This window comes from Streptomyces sp. NPDC107559, from assembly GCF_055657365.1.
Map to the genome: position 1 here is coordinate 137008 of NZ_JBVKBD010000007.1, position 17803 is coordinate 154810.

17 protein-coding genes are annotated in these 17803 nt (G+C 70.7%); 2 read left to right on the top strand and 15 right to left on the bottom strand.

Annotated features, from left to right (window positions below; translation table 11 throughout):
- The first annotated feature begins 113 nt into the window (after positions 1-113).
- Entirely contained in the window at positions 114-1343 is a 1230-nt protein-coding gene (locus tag ACZ7OY_RS21880; protein WP_471912891.1) for a DUF349 domain-containing protein, read from the top strand.
- Positions 1344-1418: 75 nt separating this feature from the next.
- On the opposite strand, the gene ACZ7OY_RS21885 is transcribed toward ACZ7OY_RS21880, so the two are convergent.
- The 8 genes from ACZ7OY_RS21885 to ruvC all read right to left on the bottom strand — a co-directional run bounded on the left by ACZ7OY_RS21885 (position 1419) and on the right by ruvC (position 10614).
- On the bottom strand, positions 1419-3941 hold the full coding sequence (locus ACZ7OY_RS21885; protein WP_471912892.1) for a RelA/SpoT family protein: 2523 nt from the start codon (positions 3939-3941) through the stop codon (positions 1419-1421).
- A 182-nt stretch (positions 3942-4123) separates the two neighbouring features.
- Positions 4124-4672: an adenine phosphoribosyltransferase gene (locus ACZ7OY_RS21890; RefSeq protein ID WP_471912893.1), complete on the bottom strand. Its 549-nt coding sequence runs from the start codon at positions 4670-4672 to the stop codon at positions 4124-4126.
- Positions 4669-5766 (bottom strand): protein translocase subunit SecF, encoded by a 1098-nt coding sequence (gene secF, locus ACZ7OY_RS21895; RefSeq protein ID WP_471912894.1) that lies wholly within the window; start codon positions 5764-5766, stop codon positions 4669-4671. Before secF ends, ACZ7OY_RS21890 begins: the two co-directional genes overlap by 4 nt.
- A gap of 2 nt (positions 5767-5768) precedes the next feature.
- Positions 5769-7532: a protein translocase subunit SecD gene (gene secD / locus ACZ7OY_RS21900; protein WP_471912895.1), complete on the bottom strand. Its 1764-nt coding sequence runs from the start codon at positions 7530-7532 to the stop codon at positions 5769-5771.
- Positions 7533-7663: 131 nt separating this feature from the next.
- The gene (gene yajC / locus ACZ7OY_RS21905; RefSeq protein WP_471912896.1) at positions 7664-8185 is read right to left on the bottom strand and encodes a preprotein translocase subunit YajC; all 522 of its coding nucleotides are present in this window, start codon (positions 8183-8185) and stop codon (positions 7664-7666) included.
- Between the two features lie 164 nt (positions 8186-8349).
- Complete coding sequence (gene ruvB / locus ACZ7OY_RS21910) at positions 8350-9420, bottom strand: Holliday junction branch migration DNA helicase RuvB (RefSeq protein ID WP_471912897.1); 1071 nt, start codon at positions 9418-9420, stop codon at positions 8350-8352.
- 61 nt (positions 9421-9481) lie between these two features.
- Positions 9482-10087, bottom strand: a complete 606-nt coding sequence (ruvA, locus tag ACZ7OY_RS21915) for a Holliday junction branch migration protein RuvA (RefSeq protein ID WP_471912898.1) — start codon at positions 10085-10087, stop codon at positions 9482-9484.
- The gene (gene ruvC / locus ACZ7OY_RS21920) at positions 10084-10614 is read right to left on the bottom strand and encodes a crossover junction endodeoxyribonuclease RuvC (protein WP_162468629.1); all 531 of its coding nucleotides are present in this window, start codon (positions 10612-10614) and stop codon (positions 10084-10086) included. The genes ruvA and ruvC overlap by 4 nt, the downstream gene beginning before the upstream one ends.
- Positions 10615-10943: 329 nt before the next feature.
- Between ruvC and ACZ7OY_RS21925 the strand changes: the two genes are divergently transcribed.
- Positions 10944-11249 (top strand): hypothetical protein, encoded by a 306-nt coding sequence (locus ACZ7OY_RS21925; protein WP_471912899.1) that lies wholly within the window; start codon positions 10944-10946, stop codon positions 11247-11249.
- A gap of 67 nt (positions 11250-11316) precedes the next feature.
- Here the strand turns inward: ACZ7OY_RS21925 and ACZ7OY_RS21930 are convergent, their stop codons facing one another.
- The 7 genes from ACZ7OY_RS21930 to pgsA form a co-directional block, all read right to left on the bottom strand.
- Positions 11317-12069: a YebC/PmpR family DNA-binding transcriptional regulator gene (locus ACZ7OY_RS21930; RefSeq protein ID WP_152888274.1), complete on the bottom strand. Its 753-nt coding sequence runs from the start codon at positions 12067-12069 to the stop codon at positions 11317-11319.
- A 75-nt stretch (positions 12070-12144) separates the two neighbouring features.
- Positions 12145-12753: a pyridoxal 5'-phosphate synthase glutaminase subunit PdxT gene (gene pdxT / locus ACZ7OY_RS21935; RefSeq protein WP_385530104.1), complete on the bottom strand. Its 609-nt coding sequence runs from the start codon at positions 12751-12753 to the stop codon at positions 12145-12147.
- Positions 12754-12758: 5 nt separating this feature from the next.
- On the bottom strand, positions 12759-13673 hold the full coding sequence (pdxS, locus tag ACZ7OY_RS21940) for a pyridoxal 5'-phosphate synthase lyase subunit PdxS (RefSeq protein WP_351619657.1): 915 nt from the start codon (positions 13671-13673) through the stop codon (positions 12759-12761).
- Between the two features lie 148 nt (positions 13674-13821).
- The gene (locus ACZ7OY_RS21945) at positions 13822-14364 is read right to left on the bottom strand and encodes a LemA family protein (protein WP_471912900.1); all 543 of its coding nucleotides are present in this window, start codon (positions 14362-14364) and stop codon (positions 13822-13824) included.
- A gap of 373 nt (positions 14365-14737) precedes the next feature.
- The gene (locus tag ACZ7OY_RS21950) at positions 14738-15904 is read right to left on the bottom strand and encodes a glycosyltransferase family 4 protein (protein ID WP_471912901.1); all 1167 of its coding nucleotides are present in this window, start codon (positions 15902-15904) and stop codon (positions 14738-14740) included.
- Positions 15901-16821 (bottom strand): phosphatidylinositol mannoside acyltransferase, encoded by a 921-nt coding sequence (locus tag ACZ7OY_RS21955; protein ID WP_471912902.1) that lies wholly within the window; start codon positions 16819-16821, stop codon positions 15901-15903. The genes ACZ7OY_RS21950 and ACZ7OY_RS21955 overlap by 4 nt, the downstream gene beginning before the upstream one ends.
- On the bottom strand, positions 16818-17549 hold the full coding sequence (gene pgsA, locus ACZ7OY_RS21960; protein WP_471913133.1) for a phosphatidylinositol phosphate synthase: 732 nt from the start codon (positions 17547-17549) through the stop codon (positions 16818-16820). The genes ACZ7OY_RS21955 and pgsA overlap by 4 nt, the downstream gene beginning before the upstream one ends.
- Positions 17550-17803 lie beyond the last annotated feature (254 nt).

The window sequence follows — 17803 nt, forward strand, 5'->3', positions numbered from 1 at the left end:
GGCCGCGCTGGATGCGGACAGGCAACCCGCTGGTCGCCTATGTTGGCCGTGACGAAACTGTGGACGATGCCCGGGCGCCAAGGCCCCCGCAGGCATCATGTGGAGGAGGCGCTGTGAGCAGCGACCCGTGGGGCCGCGTCGACGAGACGGGGACCGTGTACGTGCGTACGGCCGACGGCGAGCAGGTCGTCGGCTCCTGGCAGGCAGGCTCTCCTGACGAGGCGCTGGCCTACTTCGAGCGCAAGTACGAGGGCCTGGTTGTGGAGATCGGCCTCCTCGAGAAGCGAGTCCAGACCACCGATCTGTCCGCCAAGGACGCGCAGACGGCCATCGACCATCTGCGCGAGCAGGTCGAGGCCCATCACGCGGTGGGTGATCTGGAGGCGCTGCGGGGCCGCCTGGACAAGCTGGTGGCGACGGTCGAGTCGCGGCGCGAGGAGCGCAAGCAGCAGCGCGCCAAGCAGTCCGACGAGGCACGGCACGCCAAGGAGGCCCTGGTCACCGAGGCGGAGGAGCTGGCGCAGTCCGATCAGTGGCGGGCCGCCGGTGAGCGGCTGCGGTCCCTGGTGGACACCTGGAAGGGGCTGCCGCGGCTCGACCGCAAGTCGGACGACGAGCTGTGGCACCGCTTCTCGCACGCGCGGTCGGCGTTCTCCAAGCGGCGCAAGGCACACTTCGCGCAGCTCGACGCGCAGCGCGAGGACGCCCGCCGGGTCAAGGAGCGGCTGGTCGCCGAGGCCGAGGCACTGTCCGGCTCGGCCGACTGGGGTCCGACGGCGGCCCGCTACCGCGAGCTGATGGCGGAGTGGAAGGCCGCGGGCCGGGCCCAGCGCGAGCACGAGGACGATCTGTGGAACCGCTTCCGTGGTGCCCAGGACGTCTTCTTCGCCGCCCGCAGCTCGGTGTTCGCCGAGCGGGACGCCGAGCAGACGGAGAACCTGAAGCTGAAGGAGGAGCTGGCCGAGGAGGCCGAGAAGCTCCTGCCGGTCGGCGACCTGAAGGCGGCACGGGCGGCCTTCCGCTCGGTCAACGAGCGCTGGGAGGCCATCGGTCACGTCCCGCGGGACGCGCGGCCGAAGGTCGAGGGCCGGATGCACGCCGTCGAGCGGGCCATCCAGGAGGCCGAGGAGAACGAGTGGCGCCGGACCAACCCGGAGGCCCGTGCGCGGGCCGAGGGGCTGACCGGTCAGCTCCAGGCTGCCGTCGACAAGCTGCGCGGCCAGATCGAGCAGGCGCGCGCCCAGGGCAACACCGCCAAGGCGGAGAAGCTCGGGCGCGAGCTGGAGGGCCGTCAGGCGCTCCTGGACCAGGCACTGAAGGGTCTGCACGAGTTCGGCGGCTGACCCGGACCGCCTCGTAGTGACCGGAGGCCCCCGTACCTTGCGTACGGGGGCCTCCGGTGCGTCTGCGGTGCGTCTCTACGGCCGGCGGGCCGAGGTCACCCGGTAGACGTCGTAGACGCCCTCCACGCCCCTGACCGCCTTCAGGACGTGCCCCAGGTGCTTGGGGTCGCCCATCTCGAAGGTGAAGCGAGAGGTGGCGACGCGGTCGCGGGAGGTCTGCACGGCCGCGGAGAGGATGTTGACGTGCTGGTCGGACAGCACCCGGGTGACGTCCGACAGCAGCCGCGAGCGGTCCAGCGCCTCGACCTGGATGGCGACCAGGAAGACCGAGGACTGGGTGGGCGCCCACTCGACGTCGAGGATGCGCTCGGGTTCGCGGGACAGCGACTCCACGTTGACGCAGTCGCTGCGGTGCACCGAGACGCCGCTGCCCCGGGTGACGAAGCCGATGATCGGGTCGCCGGGCACCGGTGTGCAGCAGCGGGCCAGCTTGACCCACACGTCGTCGACGCCCTTGACCACCACACCCGGGTCGGCGTTGGAGCGGCGCTTGCGGCTGCGGCCGCGCGCGGGCGGGACGCTCTCGTCGATCTCCTCGGTGGCGGCCTCCTCCCCGCCTAGGGCCTGGACGAGCTTCTGTACGACGTTCTGCGCGGCGACATGCCCCTCGCCGATCGCCGCGTACAGCGACGAGATGTCGGGGTAGCGCATCTCGTGGGCGAGCGTGACGAGCGAGTCGCCGGTCAGGATCCGCTGGATGGGCAGGTTCTGCTTGCGCATCGCGCGGGCGATGGCGTCCTTGCCCTGCTCGATCGCCTCGTCGCGGCGCTCCTTGGAGAACCAGGCGCGGATCTTGTTGCGGGCGCGCGGCGACTTGACGAAGTTCAGCCAGTCCCGGGACGGCCCGGCGCCGGCCGCCTTGGACGTGAAGACCTCCACCAGGTCGCCGTTGTCCAGGGTCGATTCCAGCGGTACGAGGCGTCCGTTGACGCGGGCTCCTATGGTGCGGTGGCCCACCTCGGTGTGCACCGCGTACGAGAAGTCCACGGGTGTGGCGCCGGCCGGCAGCGCTATCACGTCGCCCTTCGGCGTGAAGACGAAGACCTCGTTGCGCGACAGGTCGAAGCGCAGGGACTCCAGGAACTCGCCGGGGTCCTCGGTCTCCTTCTGCCAGTCGAGGAGCTGGCGCAGCCACGCCATGTCGTTGAGGTGGTCGTCCTTGCCGGTGCTCTTCGGCGCGTCCGAGCGCACCTTGGAGGCTCCGGCGACGGCCTCCTGCTTGTACTTCCAGTGCGCGGCGATGCCGTACTCGGCGCGGCGGTGCATGTCGAACGTACGGATCTGGAGTTCGACGGGCTTGCCGTTGGGGCCGATGACCGTCGTGTGCAGCGACTGGTACATGTTGAACTTGGGCATCGCGATGTAGTCCTTGAACCGGCCGGGGACCGGGTTCCATCGCGCGTGCACCGTGCCGAGCGCCGCGTAGCAGTCGCGGACGGTGTCCACGAGGACGCGGATGCCCACCAGGTCGTAGATCTCCGCGAAGTCACGGCCGCGGACGATCATCTTCTGGTAGACGCTGTAGTAGTGCTTGGGGCGGCCGGTGACGGTCGCCTTGATGCGGGCGGCGCGCAGATCGGACTGGACCTCGTCGGTCACTATGGCCAGATACTCGTCACGCTTCGGTGCCCTTTCGGCCACCAGCCGTACGATTTCGTCGTACATCTTGGGGTAGAGAATCGCGAAGGCGAGGTCCTCCAGCTCCCACTTGATGGTGTTCATGCCCAGGCGATGGGCGAGCGGCGCGTAGATCTCCAGGGTCTCGCGCGCCTTCTTCTCCTGCTTCTCGCGCTTGAGGTACCGCATGGTGCGCATGTTGTGCAGGCGGTCGGCGAGCTTGATGACGAGGACGCGGGGGTCCTTCGCCATGGCGACGACCATCTTGCGCACGGTCTCCGCCTGCGCGGCCTCGCCGAACTTGACCTTGTCCAGCTTGGTCACGCCGTCGACGAGCAGGGCGACGGTGTCGCCGAAGTCGCGGCGCAGCTGGTCGAGGCCGTACTCGGTGTCCTCGACCGTGTCGTGCAGCAGACCTGCCATCAGCGTGGCCGGATCCATGCCCAGCTCGGCCAGGATGGTGGTGACGGCCAGCGGATGGGTGATGTACGGGTCGCCGCTCTTGCGCTTCTGGCCGCGGTGCCAGCGCTCGGCGACCTGGTAGGCCTTCTCGATCTGGCGCAGCGTCGCGGTCTCGATCTTGGGGTCGTTGCTGCGCACTATCCGCAGCAACGGCTCCAGCACCGGGTTGTAGGGGTTGGCGCGCTGGACGCCGAGGCGGGCGAGGCGGGCCCGGACGCGGTTGGAGGAGCCGGAGCGGGAGGACTGCCCGGACGTCGGACGCACGGCGGACCCGGTCCCGGCTCGCTCGGGCGCGGCCGGTTTGGGACGCGCCTGCTCGGCCGGCCTCTCGGCGGGCGCGGAACGGTCGTGCTCCACCGCCCGCCGGGCGTCGTTCTTCGCGTGCGGCGGGGGCGTCGCCGTGGTGCCCGGGGCGGGCTCGGGCTTGGCGGCGGTCAGGTGCTGGGCCTCGTCTGCCAAGAGGACTCCTCGTGCGCGATCCGGGTCCCCCGGTCAGGCTCCGGAACACCCATCGTAGCGATCCTCGGCTCCGGGATCGCCTTCAGGCCGATGTGAGGGCTTTGTACCCGAGAAACGCAAGAGGCGGGCGCCGGATTCCTCCGGGCCCGCCTCGATGCCGTTCGCCGTCGGCCGGACGGCGGTCAGACGGTGATCAGAGCCTCCAGCGGGGCTCCGTCCAGGGCCGCCTCCAGGCGGGGACGGCCCGCGAGGAAGCCGAGCTCCATCAGGACGGCGGCGCCCGCGACCTCGGCTCCGGCCCGGTGGACGAGCTGGATCGCGGCCTCGGCGGTGCCGCCGGTGGCGAGCACGTCGTCGACGATGAGCACGCGGTCCTGCGCGCTCAGGTCCTCGGCGTGCACCTCGATCTCGGCGGAGCCGTACTCCAGGTCGTAGCGCTGGCTGAGGGTCGCTCCGGGGAGCTTGCCCGCCTTGCGTACGGGGATGAAGCCGATGCCCGCGCGGACGGCGACGGGTGCGCCGAGGATGAACCCCCGGGCCTCCAGACCGACGATCTTCGTGGCGCCGGTGCGCCGGGCGATCTCCGCGAGGGCCTCGGTGAGCGCGGTGAAGGCCACCGGGTCCGCCAGGAGCGGGGTGATGTCCTTGAACATCACGCCCTGCTCCGGGTAGTCCTCCACGTCACGGATCCTGCTGAGCAGCAGGGTCGTGATGTCGGTGAGCTCGGTCATCGGCGCTTCCCCGACGGACGGCCACGGCCACGGCTGCGCGGACCGACGACCGCGGCGGACGCGTCCTGCGGCTCGTCGCCGTCGTGGGCGTGCGCGGACCGCGCCTCGGCGTACTCCTCCTCGGCGGCGGCCTGGGCGCGCTTGGCCATGACCCGCTTCCTGAGGGCCTTCATCTGCGGCTCGCGCTCCTTGAGGTCGGCGACGAGCGGCGTGGCGATGAAGATCGAGGAGTACGCGCCGGCCGCGAGGCCGACGAACAGCGACAGCGAGATGTCGTTGAGCGTGCCCGCGCCGAGCACACCACCGCCGATGAACAGCAGGCCCGCGACCGGCAGCAGCGCGACCACCGTGGTGTTGATGGAACGCACCAGGGTGCTGTTGATCGACTGGTTGGCGACGTCGCTGTAGGTCCAGCGGGTCTGCTTGGTGAGGTCCTTGGTCTGCTCCTTGAGGCTGTCGAAGACGACAACCGTGTCGTAGAGCGAGTAACCGAGGATCGTCAGCAGACCGATGACCGTACCGGGCGTCACCTCGAAGCCGACCAGGGCGTAGATGCCGACCGTGATGGTGATGTCGTGGATCAGCGCGACCAGCGCGGCGATGGCCATACGCCACTCGAACGCGATGGCGAGGTAGATCACCACCAGGATCATGAAGATCGCCAGGCCCTGCCAGGCCTTGTTGGCGATCTGGTCACCCCAGCTGGGGCCGACCAGGTCCGCGTTGATCTGCTCCGGATCGACGTTCAGGTCCTTGGACAGCGACTTCTTGATCGCGTCGGACTTGTCGGTGTCCACACCGGAGATCTGGATGCGCAGGCCGCCCGTGCCGAGCTTCTGCACGACCGCCTGGTGGCCGGACGCCGATTCCGCGTAGTTCTCCGCCGACGACACCGAGACACTGGTCTTCGGCGTGGTGAAGACGGCACCGCCCTCGAACTCGATGCCCATGTTCAGGCCGCGCACCGTCAGACCGAGGATGGCCGTGATGGTGATCAGGATCGAGATGCCGTACCAGATCTTGCGGTTGCCGACGAAGTCGTAACCGATCTCGCCACGGTGCAGTCGGGCGCCGAGGTTGCCGAGTTTCGACATTCTCACGCCTCCTTCGTCTCGGCGGGGGCGGAGGGACGGCGGGTGCGGCGCAGCGGCGGCTTGGCACCCAGTCGCTTCGGGTCGAGGCCGGACCAGCTGTGACCCTCGGCGAAGAACTTCCTGCGGGCCAAGATCGTCATCAGCGGCTTGGTGAACAGGAAGACCACGACCACGTCCAGCAGGGTGGTCAGACCCAGCGTGAACGCGAAGCCCTGGACCTTGCCGACGGTGACGATGAAGAGCACCGCGGCGGCGAGGAACGACACGAAGTCGGAGACCAGGATGGTGCGCCGGGCTCGCGGCCAGGCCCGCTCGACGGCGGGACGCAGGCTGCGGCCCTCGCGGATCTCGTCCCTTATGCGTTCGAAGAACACGATGAACGAGTCCGCGGTGATACCGATCGCGACGATCGCACCGCAGACCGCCGGCAGGTTCAGCGCGAAGTGGATGGTCGGGCCGAGCAGCGCCATGATCACGTACGTGAGGATCGCGGAGACCATCAGCGAGGCGATCGCGATGAGCGACAGACCCCGGTAGTAGAGCACCAGGTAGATCACGACGAGCGCGAGGCCGATGGCACCCGCGACCAGACCGGCGTGCAGCTGGTCGCCACCGAGGGCGGCGGTCACCGTGGTGACGCTCGCCTCCTTGAACGTCAGCGGCAGCGCGCCGTACGACAGCACGTTGGCGAGGCCCTGGGCCTCCTCCTGCGAGAAGCTGCCGGAGATCTCCGCGTTGCCGCCGGTCAGCGCCTGCTTGACGTACGGGTCGGAGATGACCTCGCCGTCCAGGACGATGGCGAACTGGTTCTGCGGGGACTGCTGCTGGGCCAGCTGGCCGGTGACGTCGGCGAACTTCTTGGCGCCCTTGGACGTGAAGTCCATGGTCACGGTCCAGCCCGCGGCGGTCTGGGTGTTGTAGATGGCCTGGGCCTTTTTCACATCCGTGCCGTCGACCTGGGCAGGGCCGAGAATGTACTTCTGCCACTGGTTCTGCGAGTTCTTGCCGCAGGCGACGGTGGCGTCCGTGGGCTTGGCACCCTTGCCGGCGTTGGCACGGGCCGTCGGCTTCGTGCAGTCCAGGGCCGCGTACTCCGCTTCCAGCTTGCTGGTCGCGGCGTCGGCGGAGGCGCTGGCGGACGGGGAGGCGGAGGCCTTCGCGTCACTGGAGGCCGAGCTGCTCGCCGACGGCGTGGCGTCGTCCTTCAGGGCGTCGCTGACCGCGCGGCCCTGGGAGGTGGCCGTCGCCGACGGGCTCGCGGAGCCGGAGGGGGACGCGGACGAGGTCGCCTTGTCGGTCGCCTTGCCCGAAGCGCTGCTGGAGGCGTTCGGCGTCGGGGTGGCCGTCGCAGCGCCGCCGGACACCTCGGTCGCGAGGACGGGCCGGAAGTACAGCTTCGCCGTGGTGCCGACCTGCTTGCGGGCCTCCTCCGAGTTCGTGCCCTTGGGGATGTTGACGATGATGTTCCGCGTGCCCTGCGTCTGGACCTCGGTCTCCGAGACACCAAGACCATTGACACGGCGGTTCATGATGTCGACCGCGGTGTCCATGTTGGTCTTGTTGATCGCGGACTCCTGGCCCGCCTCGGGGACCGCCTCGAGCGTGATGCTCGTACCGCCGGCCAGGTCGATGCCGAGACGCGGAGTGGTGTGCCCGGAGGCGAACATCCCCCCGGTGAGCGCCGCGATGGCGATCAGGATCAGGGCCAGCGAGCGCCCCGGCTTGCTCTGGGCGCTCGCGTTCCGGCCCTTTTTAGGTGCTGCCACCTTCTCGTACTCCCTCTCGGGCCGCTCCGCGCCGGGTCAGCGCGGCTACGACCATGACATGGTGTCGGGACCGCTTGCGAGATCCGCGTGCCCGGGGCACGCGGACCGGTTCCGCGTCTCCCCGCTCACGCCTACTTCGCGTCGGTGTCGCCGTCGGTCTTCTTCGGCTCTTCGTCCGTCTTCGCGTCGACAGCCTTGTCGGCCTCGGACTCGGACTCGGCGGTCTCGGTCTCGGCGGGCTCGTCCTTCTTGCCGAGGTCGACGGACTTGTCGCCGGGGAGAGCGGCAGCGTCGTCGGCGGGCGCGTCGGCCTCGGTGAGGGAGGAGGCGTCGTCCGGGACGACCTCGGTGTCGGACTTCAGGTCGTGCTGGACGCCGTGGACGATGCGGTTGTACTCGTCGTCGGTCAGGACCGCACCGATGGCGTTCTTCGCGAAAAGCAGTTCCACACCCGGACCGGCGTCGACGAGAACGGTGTCCTCGTTGACCTCCTTGACCGTCGCGTACATGCCCCCGATGGTGCGGATGCCGCTGCCGGGCTGCATCTCGTTGCGCATCTGCGCAGCCTGCTGCTGCTTCTTCTTGGCCGACCGGGTCATCAGGAACATGGCCCCGATGAGCACGATGAACGGGAGGAGGGTCACGAGACTCACGGGTCGGAACTTCCTTCACACGACCGCGAAGGTGAGCGGCCTGATGGTTGGGGGTATGTATACCGCCGAGAGAGGCGGCATCGGCGGAGTCTAAGCGAGTCCGCGCGCATGGAACAACGCTCAGCATCGCACCAGGGTTCCTGCCCCGGCGAATGCGCGCGCCGTCACGCCCCGAACAGGTCCCCTTGTCCGTTTCCCCCGGCTGAGGTGCGGGGCGGGGTCAGTCCGAGGTGCGTCCAGGCCGCCGGAGTGGCCACCCGTCCACGCGGGGTACGCGCGAGCAGCCCCTCCCGCACGAGGAAGGGTTCGGCGACCTCCTCCACGGTCTCACGCTCCTCGCCCACCGCGACCGCCAGCGTCGACAGACCGACCGGACCGCCGCCGAACAGCTTCAGCAGGGCCTGGAGGACCGCCCGGTCGAGGCGGTCCAGGCCGCGCGAGTCGACCTCGTAGACCGCCAGGGCCGCCGAGGCGATCTCGGGTGTGATGAAACCGTCGGCCTTGACCTGCGCGTAGTCGCGCACGCGGCGCAGCAGACGGTTGGCGATGCGGGGGGTGCCACGGGAGCGGCCGGCGATCTCGGCCGCGCCGGCGGGGTCGATCTCCACGTCGAGCAGGCTCGCCGAGCGGTGGATGACGCGCTGGAGCTCGGCGGGCTCGTAGAACTCCATGTGTGCGGTGAAACCGAACCGGTCGCGCAGCGGGGGTGGCAGCAGACCGGCCCGGGTGGTGGCGCCGACCAGAGTGAACGGCGGCAGTTCGAGGGGGATGGCGGTGGCGCCGGGGCCCTTGCCGACGATGACGTCGACACGGAAGTCCTCCATCGCCATGTACAGCATCTCCTCGGCGGGCCGCGACATGCGGTGGATCTCGTCGAGGAAGAGGACCTCGCCCTCCTGGAGCGAGGAGAGGATCGCCGCCAGGTCGCCGGCGTGCTGGATGGCGGGGCCGCTAGTGATGCGGATCGGGGCGCCCATCTCCGCGGCGATGATCATCGAGAGGGTGGTCTTGCCGAGGCCGGGGGCGCCGGAGAGCAGCACATGGTCGGCGGTGGCGCCGCGCGCGCGGGCGGCGCGCAGCACCAGGTCGAGCTGCTCGCGGACCTTCTCCTGGCCGATGAACTCGCCCAGGTCCTTGGGGCGCAGCGCGGCTTCGACGGCCTGGTCCTCGCGGTCGGCGACAGCGCCCACCAGCCGCTCGGTGGCGGCGGCGTCGGTCGTGTCGTCCCAGTTCATGGAGTGTGCCTCGGGGTCTCGTGGGGGCGCGGTGGCGCGGTGGGGCCCGGTCGCCGACGGGTCAGCGGGCGCGGTTCAGGGTCTGGAGGGCCGCCTTCAGGAGCTGGCCCACCTGGGGTGCGGCGCCCGCGGCCTCGGCCTGCGGGGCCACGGCGGACACGGCCTCCTCCGCCTCCCGGGTCGCATAGCCGAGGCCGATCAGGGCCGCGTGCAGCTGCTCGCGCCAGCCGCTGGTGACCGCGGTGCCCACGGCGGGGGCGCCGGTCGGCGCGCCGAGCCGGTCCTTCAGCTCCAGCAGAAGCTTCTGGGCGCCCCGCTTGCCGATGCCGGGGACCGCCACGAGCGCCTTCTCGTCACCCGTGGCCACGGCTCGGCGCAGGGCGTCGGGGGTGTGCACGGCGAGCATCGCCTGGGCCAGCCGGGGGCCGACCCCGCTGGCCGTCTGGAGCAGCACGAAGACCTGGCGCTCGTCGTCGTCCGCGAAGCCGTACAGCGTCAGCGAGTCCTCGCGGACGACCAGGGAGGTGGCGAGCTTGGCGGGCTCCCCGATCCGCAGGGTCGACAGCGTGTTCGGGGTGCACAGGACGGCCATGCCGACCCCGCCCACCTCGATCACCGCGGTGTCGGGAGCGAGTGCGGCGACCGTGCCGCTGACGAAGGCGATCATGCCGTACGGCCTTTCGAGGTGTGCAGGGCGACGGCCTGCTGGAGTCGGTTCTGCGCGGGGGCGCGCCAGATGTGGCAGATGGCGAGGGCGAGGGCGTCGGCCGCGTCGGCGGGCTTGGGCGGTGCGTCGAGCCGCAGCAGACGGGTCACCATGGCGCCGACCTGTGCCTTGTCGGCGCGGCCGCTGCCGGTGACGGCGGCCTTGACCTCGCTGGGGGTGTGCAGGGCGACGGGGATGCCGCGGCGGGCCGCGCAGAGCATGGCGACGGCGCTGGCCTGGGCCGTGCCCATCACCGTGCGCACGTTGTGCTGGCTGAACACCCGCTCCACGGCGACGAATTCGGGCCGGTACTCGTCCAGCCACTCCTCTATGCCCTGTTCGACGGCGAGCAGACGGAGGCTCAGCTCCGCGTCCGCGGGCGTCCGGACGACACCGACGCCGCGCATCGTCAACGGGCGTCCCGCGACGCCCTCGACGACTCCCACACCGCATCGGGTCAGTCCTGGATCCACACCGAGTACGCGCACCGCGCTCCTTCTGCCGCCCACCTTGCCCGTCCTGCTGCGACAGGCTATCCGGCGGCACCGACAACGCACCGCCGCCGGGGTCGGGACCGCAGCCCCGGGCGCCCGCCCCGAACCCACCGGATCTCCAAAGGAAAGGCAAAGAATCATGCTCGAATGATCCGTCATATCCGTCACATCACGAGAAAACGGGTTGGCGGCAGCCGATCACCATTGCCGCATCCTCTTGATCACTTATAGCTTCCGGAGCGACGCGTACAGCTGACCACCGCACGCATCGATGCGAACTGGAGTTCGCATCATCACCATCACATCGAGAAATCGGGGAATTCATGCGCTCCATAGCGAAGGCTGCCGCCGTGACCGCGTCCGTCCTGCTGGCCGGCATGGCCGTGGCCACGCCCGCGCAGGCCGCCAGCGACTCCAAGCACACCGGCCGCAGCGGCTGCTTCAACTGGTCGTGGGCCGACGGCGTCGCGACGACGACCGTCTACTTCCACAACATCTGCGGCAAGAAGGCCACCATCAACATCTGGTGGAGGGACGGCCAGATCGACGTCATGCGCGCGGCCACCGTCGACGCCGACGGCAAGGGCCACATCAAGCACGCCGGCAGCGTGAAGAGCATCGACGGCTGATCCGAAGCCGCACAGCGAACGGCCCGCCGAAGTCCACTTCGGCGGGCCGTTCGGTCGTCCGGTGCGCTCAGGCGTCGACCTTCTCCATGACGTCGTCACTGACGTCGAAGTTGGCGAAGACGTTCTGCACGTCGTCGCTGTCCTCGAGCGCGTCGATCAGCTTGAAGATCTTCCTGGCGCCGTCCTCGTCCAGCTCGACCTGCATGGTCGGGACGAAGTTGGCCTCGGCCGAGTCGTAGTCGATCCCGGCGTCCTGGAGAGCGGTGCGGACCGCCACCATGTCGGTCGCCTCGCTGAGCACCTCGTAGGACTCACCGAGGTCGTTGACCTCCTCCGCGCCGGCGTCCAGGACGGCGCCCAGGACGTCGTCCTCGGTCAGCTCGCCCTTGGGGACGATCACGACGCCCTTGCGGTTGAAGAGGTACGACACCGAACCCGGGTCGGCCATGTTGCCGCCGTTGCGGGTCATCGCGACCCGGACGTCCGAGGCGGCACGGTTGCGGTTGTCGGTCAGGCACTCGATGAGCACGGCGACACCGTTGGGACCGTAGCCCTCGTACATGATCGTCTCGTAGTCGGCGCCGCCGGCCTCGAGGCCGCCGCCGCGCTTGACCGCGGAGTCGATGTTCTTGTTGGGGACCGACTGCTTCTTCGCCTTCTGGATGGCGTCGTAGAGCGTCGGGTTGCCCTCGATGTCGACGCCGCCCATCCGGGCCGCGACCTCGATGTTCTTGATCAGCTTCGCGAAGAGCTTGCCGCGCTTGGCGTCGATCACGGCCTTCTTGTGCTTCGTCGTAGCCCATTTAGAGTGGCCGGACATCTGCCTGTCTCCTTCGCGTAACCCATCCTGTACGAACGCCCCCGGGTGTCGCCGCCCGGAAGTACCCCGGAGATCCTACAAGGACTCCGCTGTGCGGTTCGCGCGCACCATGTCGACGAACAGCGAGTGAACACGGTGGTCCCCGGTCAGCTCCGGGTGGAACGACGTGGCCAGGACGTTGCCCTGCCGTACGGCGACGACGTGGCCCGCGTGCTCGGCGAGCACCTCGGCCCCGGCCCCGACGGACTCCACCCACGGGGCGCGGATGAAGACGCCCTCTACAGGATCGCCCTCGATGCCCTTGACGTCGACCGCCGCCTCGAAGGACTCGTTCTGCCGTCCGAAGGCGTTGCGGCGCACGATCATGTCGATGCCGCCGATCGTCTCCTGGCCCGAGCGCGGGTCGAGGATCTTGTCGGCGAGCATGATCATGCCGGCGCAGGTGCCGTAGACGGGCATTCCGGCCGCCACGCGCGCGCGGAGCGGTTCCATCACGCCGAAGAGGACGGCCAGCTTGGAGATGGTGGTGGACTCGCCGCCGGGCAGGACCAGGCCGTCCAGCTCGGCCAGTTCCTCGGGGCGCCGCACCGGCCTGGCCACGGCGTCGGCCGCGGCCAGGGCGATGAGGTGCTCCCGTACGTCGCCCTGAAGGGCCAGGACGCCGATCACAGGTGCGTCGTTCATGTGGGTTACCAGCCGCGGTTGGCGTAGCGCTCGGTCTCGGGGAGGGTGTCGCAGTTGATGCCGACCATGGCCTCGCCCAGGTTGCGGGACGCGTCCGCGATGATCTTCGGGTCGTCGTAGAAGGTGGTGGCCTTCACGATGGCGGCGGCACGCTTGGCCGGGTCGCCCGACTTGAAGATGCCGGAGCCGACGAAGACGCCCTCGGCGCCGAGCTGGCGCATGAGCGCGGCGTCGGCAGGGGTGGCGACACCACCGGCGGAGAACAGCACGACCGGGAGCTTGCCGAGCTCGGCGACCTCCTTGACGAGCTCGTACGGGGCGCGCAGGTCCTTGGCGGCGGCGTACAGCTCGTTGTTGTCGAAGCCGCGCAGCCGGGCGATCTCGTTCTTGATCTGGCGCAGGTGGCGGACCGCCTCGACGACGTTGCCGGTGCCGGCCTCGCCCTTCGAGCGGATCATCGCGGCACCCTCGGCGATCCGGCGCAGGGCCTCGCCCAGGTTGGTGGCGCCACAGACGAAGGGGGTGGTGAACGCCCACTTGTCGGAGTGGTTGACCTCGTCGGCCGGGGTGAGGACCTCGGACTCGTCGATGTAGTCGACACCGAGCGACTGGAGGACCTGGGCCTCGACGAAGTGGCCGATCCGGGACTTGGCCATGACCGGGATGGAGACGGCCTCGATGATCTCCTCGATCATGTTCGGGTCCGACATCCGGGCCACGCCGCCGTCCTTGCGGATGTCGGCGGGCACCCGCTCCAGCGCCATGACGGCGACGGCGCCGGCGTCCTCGGCGATCTTGGCCTGCTCGGCGTTGACGACGTCCATGATCACACCGCCCTTGAGCTGCTCGGCCATGCCGCGCTTCACGCGGGCGGTGCCGGTCTCGGGGGCCTGGGCGGTGGGGGGAATCGTGCTGGACACGGGTTGACCTCGCTCGGAGAAGAGGGTTTCTACAGCAGGGAGGAAACGGGATCGGACCAGGCCACAGCAAGGGCCAATGGGGAGGCGGTGGATCGTTTTGGCCCGCGGACCGGCCCGCGGACCGGTCCGCGGGCCGTCCGGCCGAGGCTCAGGCGGCGCGGTCCGCCAGGCCGGCCGGGGGTTCGTCGTCCATCTCGAAGGCCATGGGGAAGGGCGCGTGTCCGGCCAGCCGGAACCAGCGCACCTTGCGGTGCTCGCGCAGCCGACGGGCCGCGCCCACCGCGTCGTTGTGGAAGCGCCGGGCCATCGGGACCCTCCGTACGGCCTCGGTCAGCTCGTGGGTCGCGGCCTCTCCCCCGGGGGCCTCGCGCACGGCCTCCATCTGCTGCGGCTCCGCGAACACGGCGCGCAACGCCTGGCTGAGCTCGCTCTCGGCGACCTCACGCTGCTCCTCCTCCGCCTGCCGGGCGGCATGCGCCGCCTCGTACAGCACGATGGAGGCGGCCGGGTCGAGCACGCCGGCCGTCGCCAGTTCCTGCGCCACGGAGGCCCGGCGCAGCAGCTGCGCGTCGAGCGCGGCACGGGCCGCGTCCATCCGGGTGTGCAGCCGGTCCAGCCGGCCCGCGGTCCAGCTGAGGTAGAGGCCGAACGCGACCAGGGCGACGAGGATCCAGATGAGGGTTGAGGTCACGGGCGGCAAGGCTACCGGGGCGCTCCGCGGGGGGCGGCGAAGCATCGGGCCGGGGCAGGCGCCGCCGGGGCCGTCCCGGGCCAGGGTCCGCTGGGCCGTCCCGGCGCCGACCGCAGCAGGGCCGTCCCGGCGCCGACAGCGGCACGGCTGTCCCGGGGCCGTCGCCCCCGGAGTCCGGCTGCGGCACGGCCAACCGCGTCCCGGGAGGCCACAGGGGCCGACTCGGCCCACGGCGACCCAGGTCGCAGGCGCCCAACCAGCCAGTCCCGCCCGAGGTCGGCCTCGTCCTCGGCGGCCGCGCGGGCCGACCCGGCCCAAGGCAGCCCAGGTCGCAGGCGCCCCGCCGGTCCGTTTCGCCGAGGTCGGGCTTGGGTCAGTCTCGGGCCAGGCCCAGGCGGGCGCGCAGGCCCGGGCCGCGTTCGTCCGTCGCCGCCACCGCGGCGGCGCCCGCCGTGACCGTCTCGTACACGGACAGGATGTCCGCGCCGACCGTCGACCAGTCGAAGCGCCGTACGTGGGCGCTGCCCCGTTCGCGCAGCTCGGCGCGGCGGGCCGGGTCGGCCAGCAGCCGCACGGCCGCCTCGGCCAGCGCGTCGGCGTCCTCGTTGGCGAACAGCTCGCCCGCCGCGCCCCGGTCCAGGACCTGAGCGAAGGCGTCGAGGTCGGAGGCGAGCACCGGCGCGCCCGCCGACATCGCCTCGACGAGGATGATGCCGAAGCTCTCGCCGCCGGTGTTGGGGGCGATGTACAGGTCGAGGCTGCGCAGGAAGCGCGCCTTGTCCTCGTCGCTGACCATGCCGAGGAACTCCACCCGGGAGCGCAGTTCCTCGGGCAGCGACTCCACCGCCGCCTCCTCGTCACCGCGTCCGGCGATCAGCAGCCTGGTCCCCGGGCGGGCGGCCAGGATCTTCGGCAGGGCGCGCATCAGGACCGGCAGACCCTTGCGGGGTTCGTCGATGCGGCCGATGAAGCCGATGGTGTCGCCCTGCCACTCGGGTCTGGGCTCGGCTTTGGCGAAGAAGTCGACGTCGACGCCGTTGGGGATCACCACGGCGTCCCCGCCGAGGTGCTCGACGAGGGTGCGGCGGGCGTACTCGCTCACGGCGATCCGCGCGCTGATCTTCTCCAGGGCGGCCTGGAGGATCGAGTACGCGGCGATCATGGCCCGGGAGCGCGGGTTGGACGTGTGGAACGTGGCCACGATCGGCCCCTGCGCGGCCCAGCAGGCCAGCAGGCCCAGCGACGGCGAGGTCGGCTCATGAATGTGGATCACGTCGAACTCGCCGTCGTGCAGCCAGCGGCGCACCCGCGCGGCGCTCAGGAAGCCGAAGTTCAGCCGGGCCACCGAGCCGTTGTAGGGCACCGGGACCGCGCGGCCGGCCGAGACGACGTACGGCGGCAGGGGGGTGTCGTCGTCGGCGGGCGCGAGCACCGACACCTCGTGGCCGAGCCCGATGAAGTACGCCGCGAGGTCACGGATGTGGAACTGGACACCGCCCGGGACGTCCCAGGAGTACGGGCAGACGATCCCGATCCTCATGCGGACCCTCCGGGCGGAGCAGGGGCGGGTTCGAGATCCGCGAGCCACAGACGCTGGAGCATGTGCCAGTCCTCCGGATGGTCGGCGATCCCGGTGGCGAAGGCGTCTGCCAGCGCCTGTGTCATGACAGACGTCTTCTCGGCCCGCGTACCTGTCTCGGGCACGTCGAGCGGGGGGTGGATACGGCCGCGCATGACCGGGGAGTCGTCGTACCAGAGCGTGACCGGCAGCAGCAGCGCGCCGGTCTGCTGGGCGAGCAGGGCCGGACCCGCGGGCATCCGGGCGGTGTCGCCGAAGAACTTCACCTCGACGCCCGAGGCGGACAGGTCGCGCTCGGCGACCAGGCAGACCAGGCCGCCGTCGCGCAGCCGCCGGGCCAGGGTGCCGAAGGCGGTGCCGCCGCTGTGCGGCAGGACCTCCATGCCGAGGCCCTCGCGGTAGGCGACGAAACGGTCGTACAGCGTCTCCGGCTTCAGGCGCTCGGCGACCGTCGTGAACGGCGTCCGCAGCCTGGTGGTGACCCAGGCGCCCGCGAGGTCCCAGTTGGCCATGTGCGGCAGCGCGAGGACCACGCCCCGCCCGGAGGCGAGCGCCTCGGTCAGATGGTCCATGCCCTCGGGTTCGAAGCCGTCGCAGATCCGCTCGGCGCTCCAGGCCGGCAGCCGGAAGGACTCCATCCAGTAGCGCAGGTACGAGCGCATGCCCGCACGCGAGAGCTCGGCCAGCCGCTCGGGGCTCGCGTCGGGCACCACGCGCGCGTAGTTGCTCTCCAGGCGCCGGACGCCCTTGCCGCGCTTCTTCCAGGCGAGGTCGGCGACGGTCCGGCCGAGCCGTACGGCGACCGGTTCGGGCAGCTTCTTCACGGTGCTCCAGCCGAGCCCGTAGACCGCGTCCGCCAGCCGTTCCCGGGCGCTCACTTCGCGGCCTCGCTCCCCCGGGAGCCGTGCCCGGCCACGGCCGCCTCCGCCTCCGCGGACTCCCGGCGGACCGTGACGACGCGCTGGATCAGCGTGACGAGGCTGCCGACGGCGACGATCCACAGCGCGACGGGCAGCAGGTACTGGACGCCGGGCACGCCGAACGCGTGCAGGCCGGCGACCCCGGCCGCGACCAGCGAGATGACCAGGCGCTCGGCGCGCTCGACGAGCCCGTTGACGGCGACCGGCAGGCCGATCGACTCGCCGCGCGCCTTGGTGTACGACACCACCTGGCCGCTGGCCAGGCAGAAGATGGAGACGGCGCACAGTGTGTTGTCGTCGCCGCCGCCCGCGTACCAGAGGGCGAAGCCACCGAAGATCGCGCCGTCGGCGACCCGGTCGAGGGTGGAGTCCAGGAAGGCGCCCCAGCGGCTGGTGCGGCCGAGCTGGCGGGCCATGTTCCCGTCGACGAGGTCGGAGAACACGAACAGGGTGATCACGATCGTGCCCCAGAAGAAGTCGCCCCGGGGGTAGAAGACCAGCGCGCCCGCCACCACGCCGGCGGTACCGATCAGCGTCACCGTGTCGGGGCTGACGCCCCGCCGGATGAGAAACGCGGCGAACGGTGTGAGGACACGCGTGAAGAATGCACGCGCGTACTTGTTCAGCATGGCCTTCCCGAGGGTCGGTGTCGCCGGACGGCCCCTGCTGACCTCCGGCTGGCCCATCGTAGTCACGCGCGCTCATCTGCGACGGGCGGGTGCCGTCGGGCCGTGTCACGGCCCGGTGGTGTACGGGCCACGGCCGGGCCACGGCCTCCCGGCCACGGCCCGATGGCGCGATCCCGTCCTCCGTATGGACGCACCGTGACAGGAGTGGAAAGCTCGAAGGACCGCGGGCGTCATCGGAGCCGCCACCGGTGGGGGCCTCCGGACTCGGTCCGGGAGCGGAGTTCCGGCATGCCCGCGCCCACAGTGACCTC

What these genes read in the sequence shown, in the direction of transcription:
- ACZ7OY_RS21890 (WP_471912893.1), bottom strand. Translation starts at nt 4,672, where the DNA reads ATGACCGAGCTCACCGACATCACGACCCTGCTGCTCAGCAGGATCCGT.
- secF (WP_471912894.1), bottom strand. Translation starts at nt 5,766, where the DNA reads ATGTCGAAACTCGGCAACCTCGGCGCCCGACTGCACCGTGGCGAGATC.
- ruvB (WP_471912897.1), bottom strand. Translation starts at nt 9,420, where the DNA reads ATGAACTGGGACGACACGACCGACGCCGCCGCCACCGAGCGGCTGGTG.
- ruvA (WP_471912898.1), bottom strand. Translation starts at nt 10,087, where the DNA reads ATGATCGCCTTCGTCAGCGGCACGGTCGCCGCACTCGCTCCCGACACC.
- ACZ7OY_RS21925 (WP_471912899.1), top strand. Translation starts at nt 10,944, where the DNA reads ATGCGCTCCATAGCGAAGGCTGCCGCCGTGACCGCGTCCGTCCTGCTG.
- ACZ7OY_RS21930 (WP_152888274.1), bottom strand. Translation starts at nt 12,069, where the DNA reads ATGTCCGGCCACTCTAAATGGGCTACGACGAAGCACAAGAAGGCCGTG.
- pdxT (WP_385530104.1), bottom strand. Translation starts at nt 12,753, where the DNA reads ATGAACGACGCACCTGTGATCGGCGTCCTGGCCCTTCAGGGCGACGTA.
- ACZ7OY_RS21950 (WP_471912901.1), bottom strand. Translation starts at nt 15,904, where the DNA reads ATGAGGATCGGGATCGTCTGCCCGTACTCCTGGGACGTCCCGGGCGGT.
- pgsA (WP_471913133.1), bottom strand. Translation starts at nt 17,549, where the DNA reads ATGGGCCAGCCGGAGGTCAGCAGGGGCCGTCCGGCGACACCGACCCTC.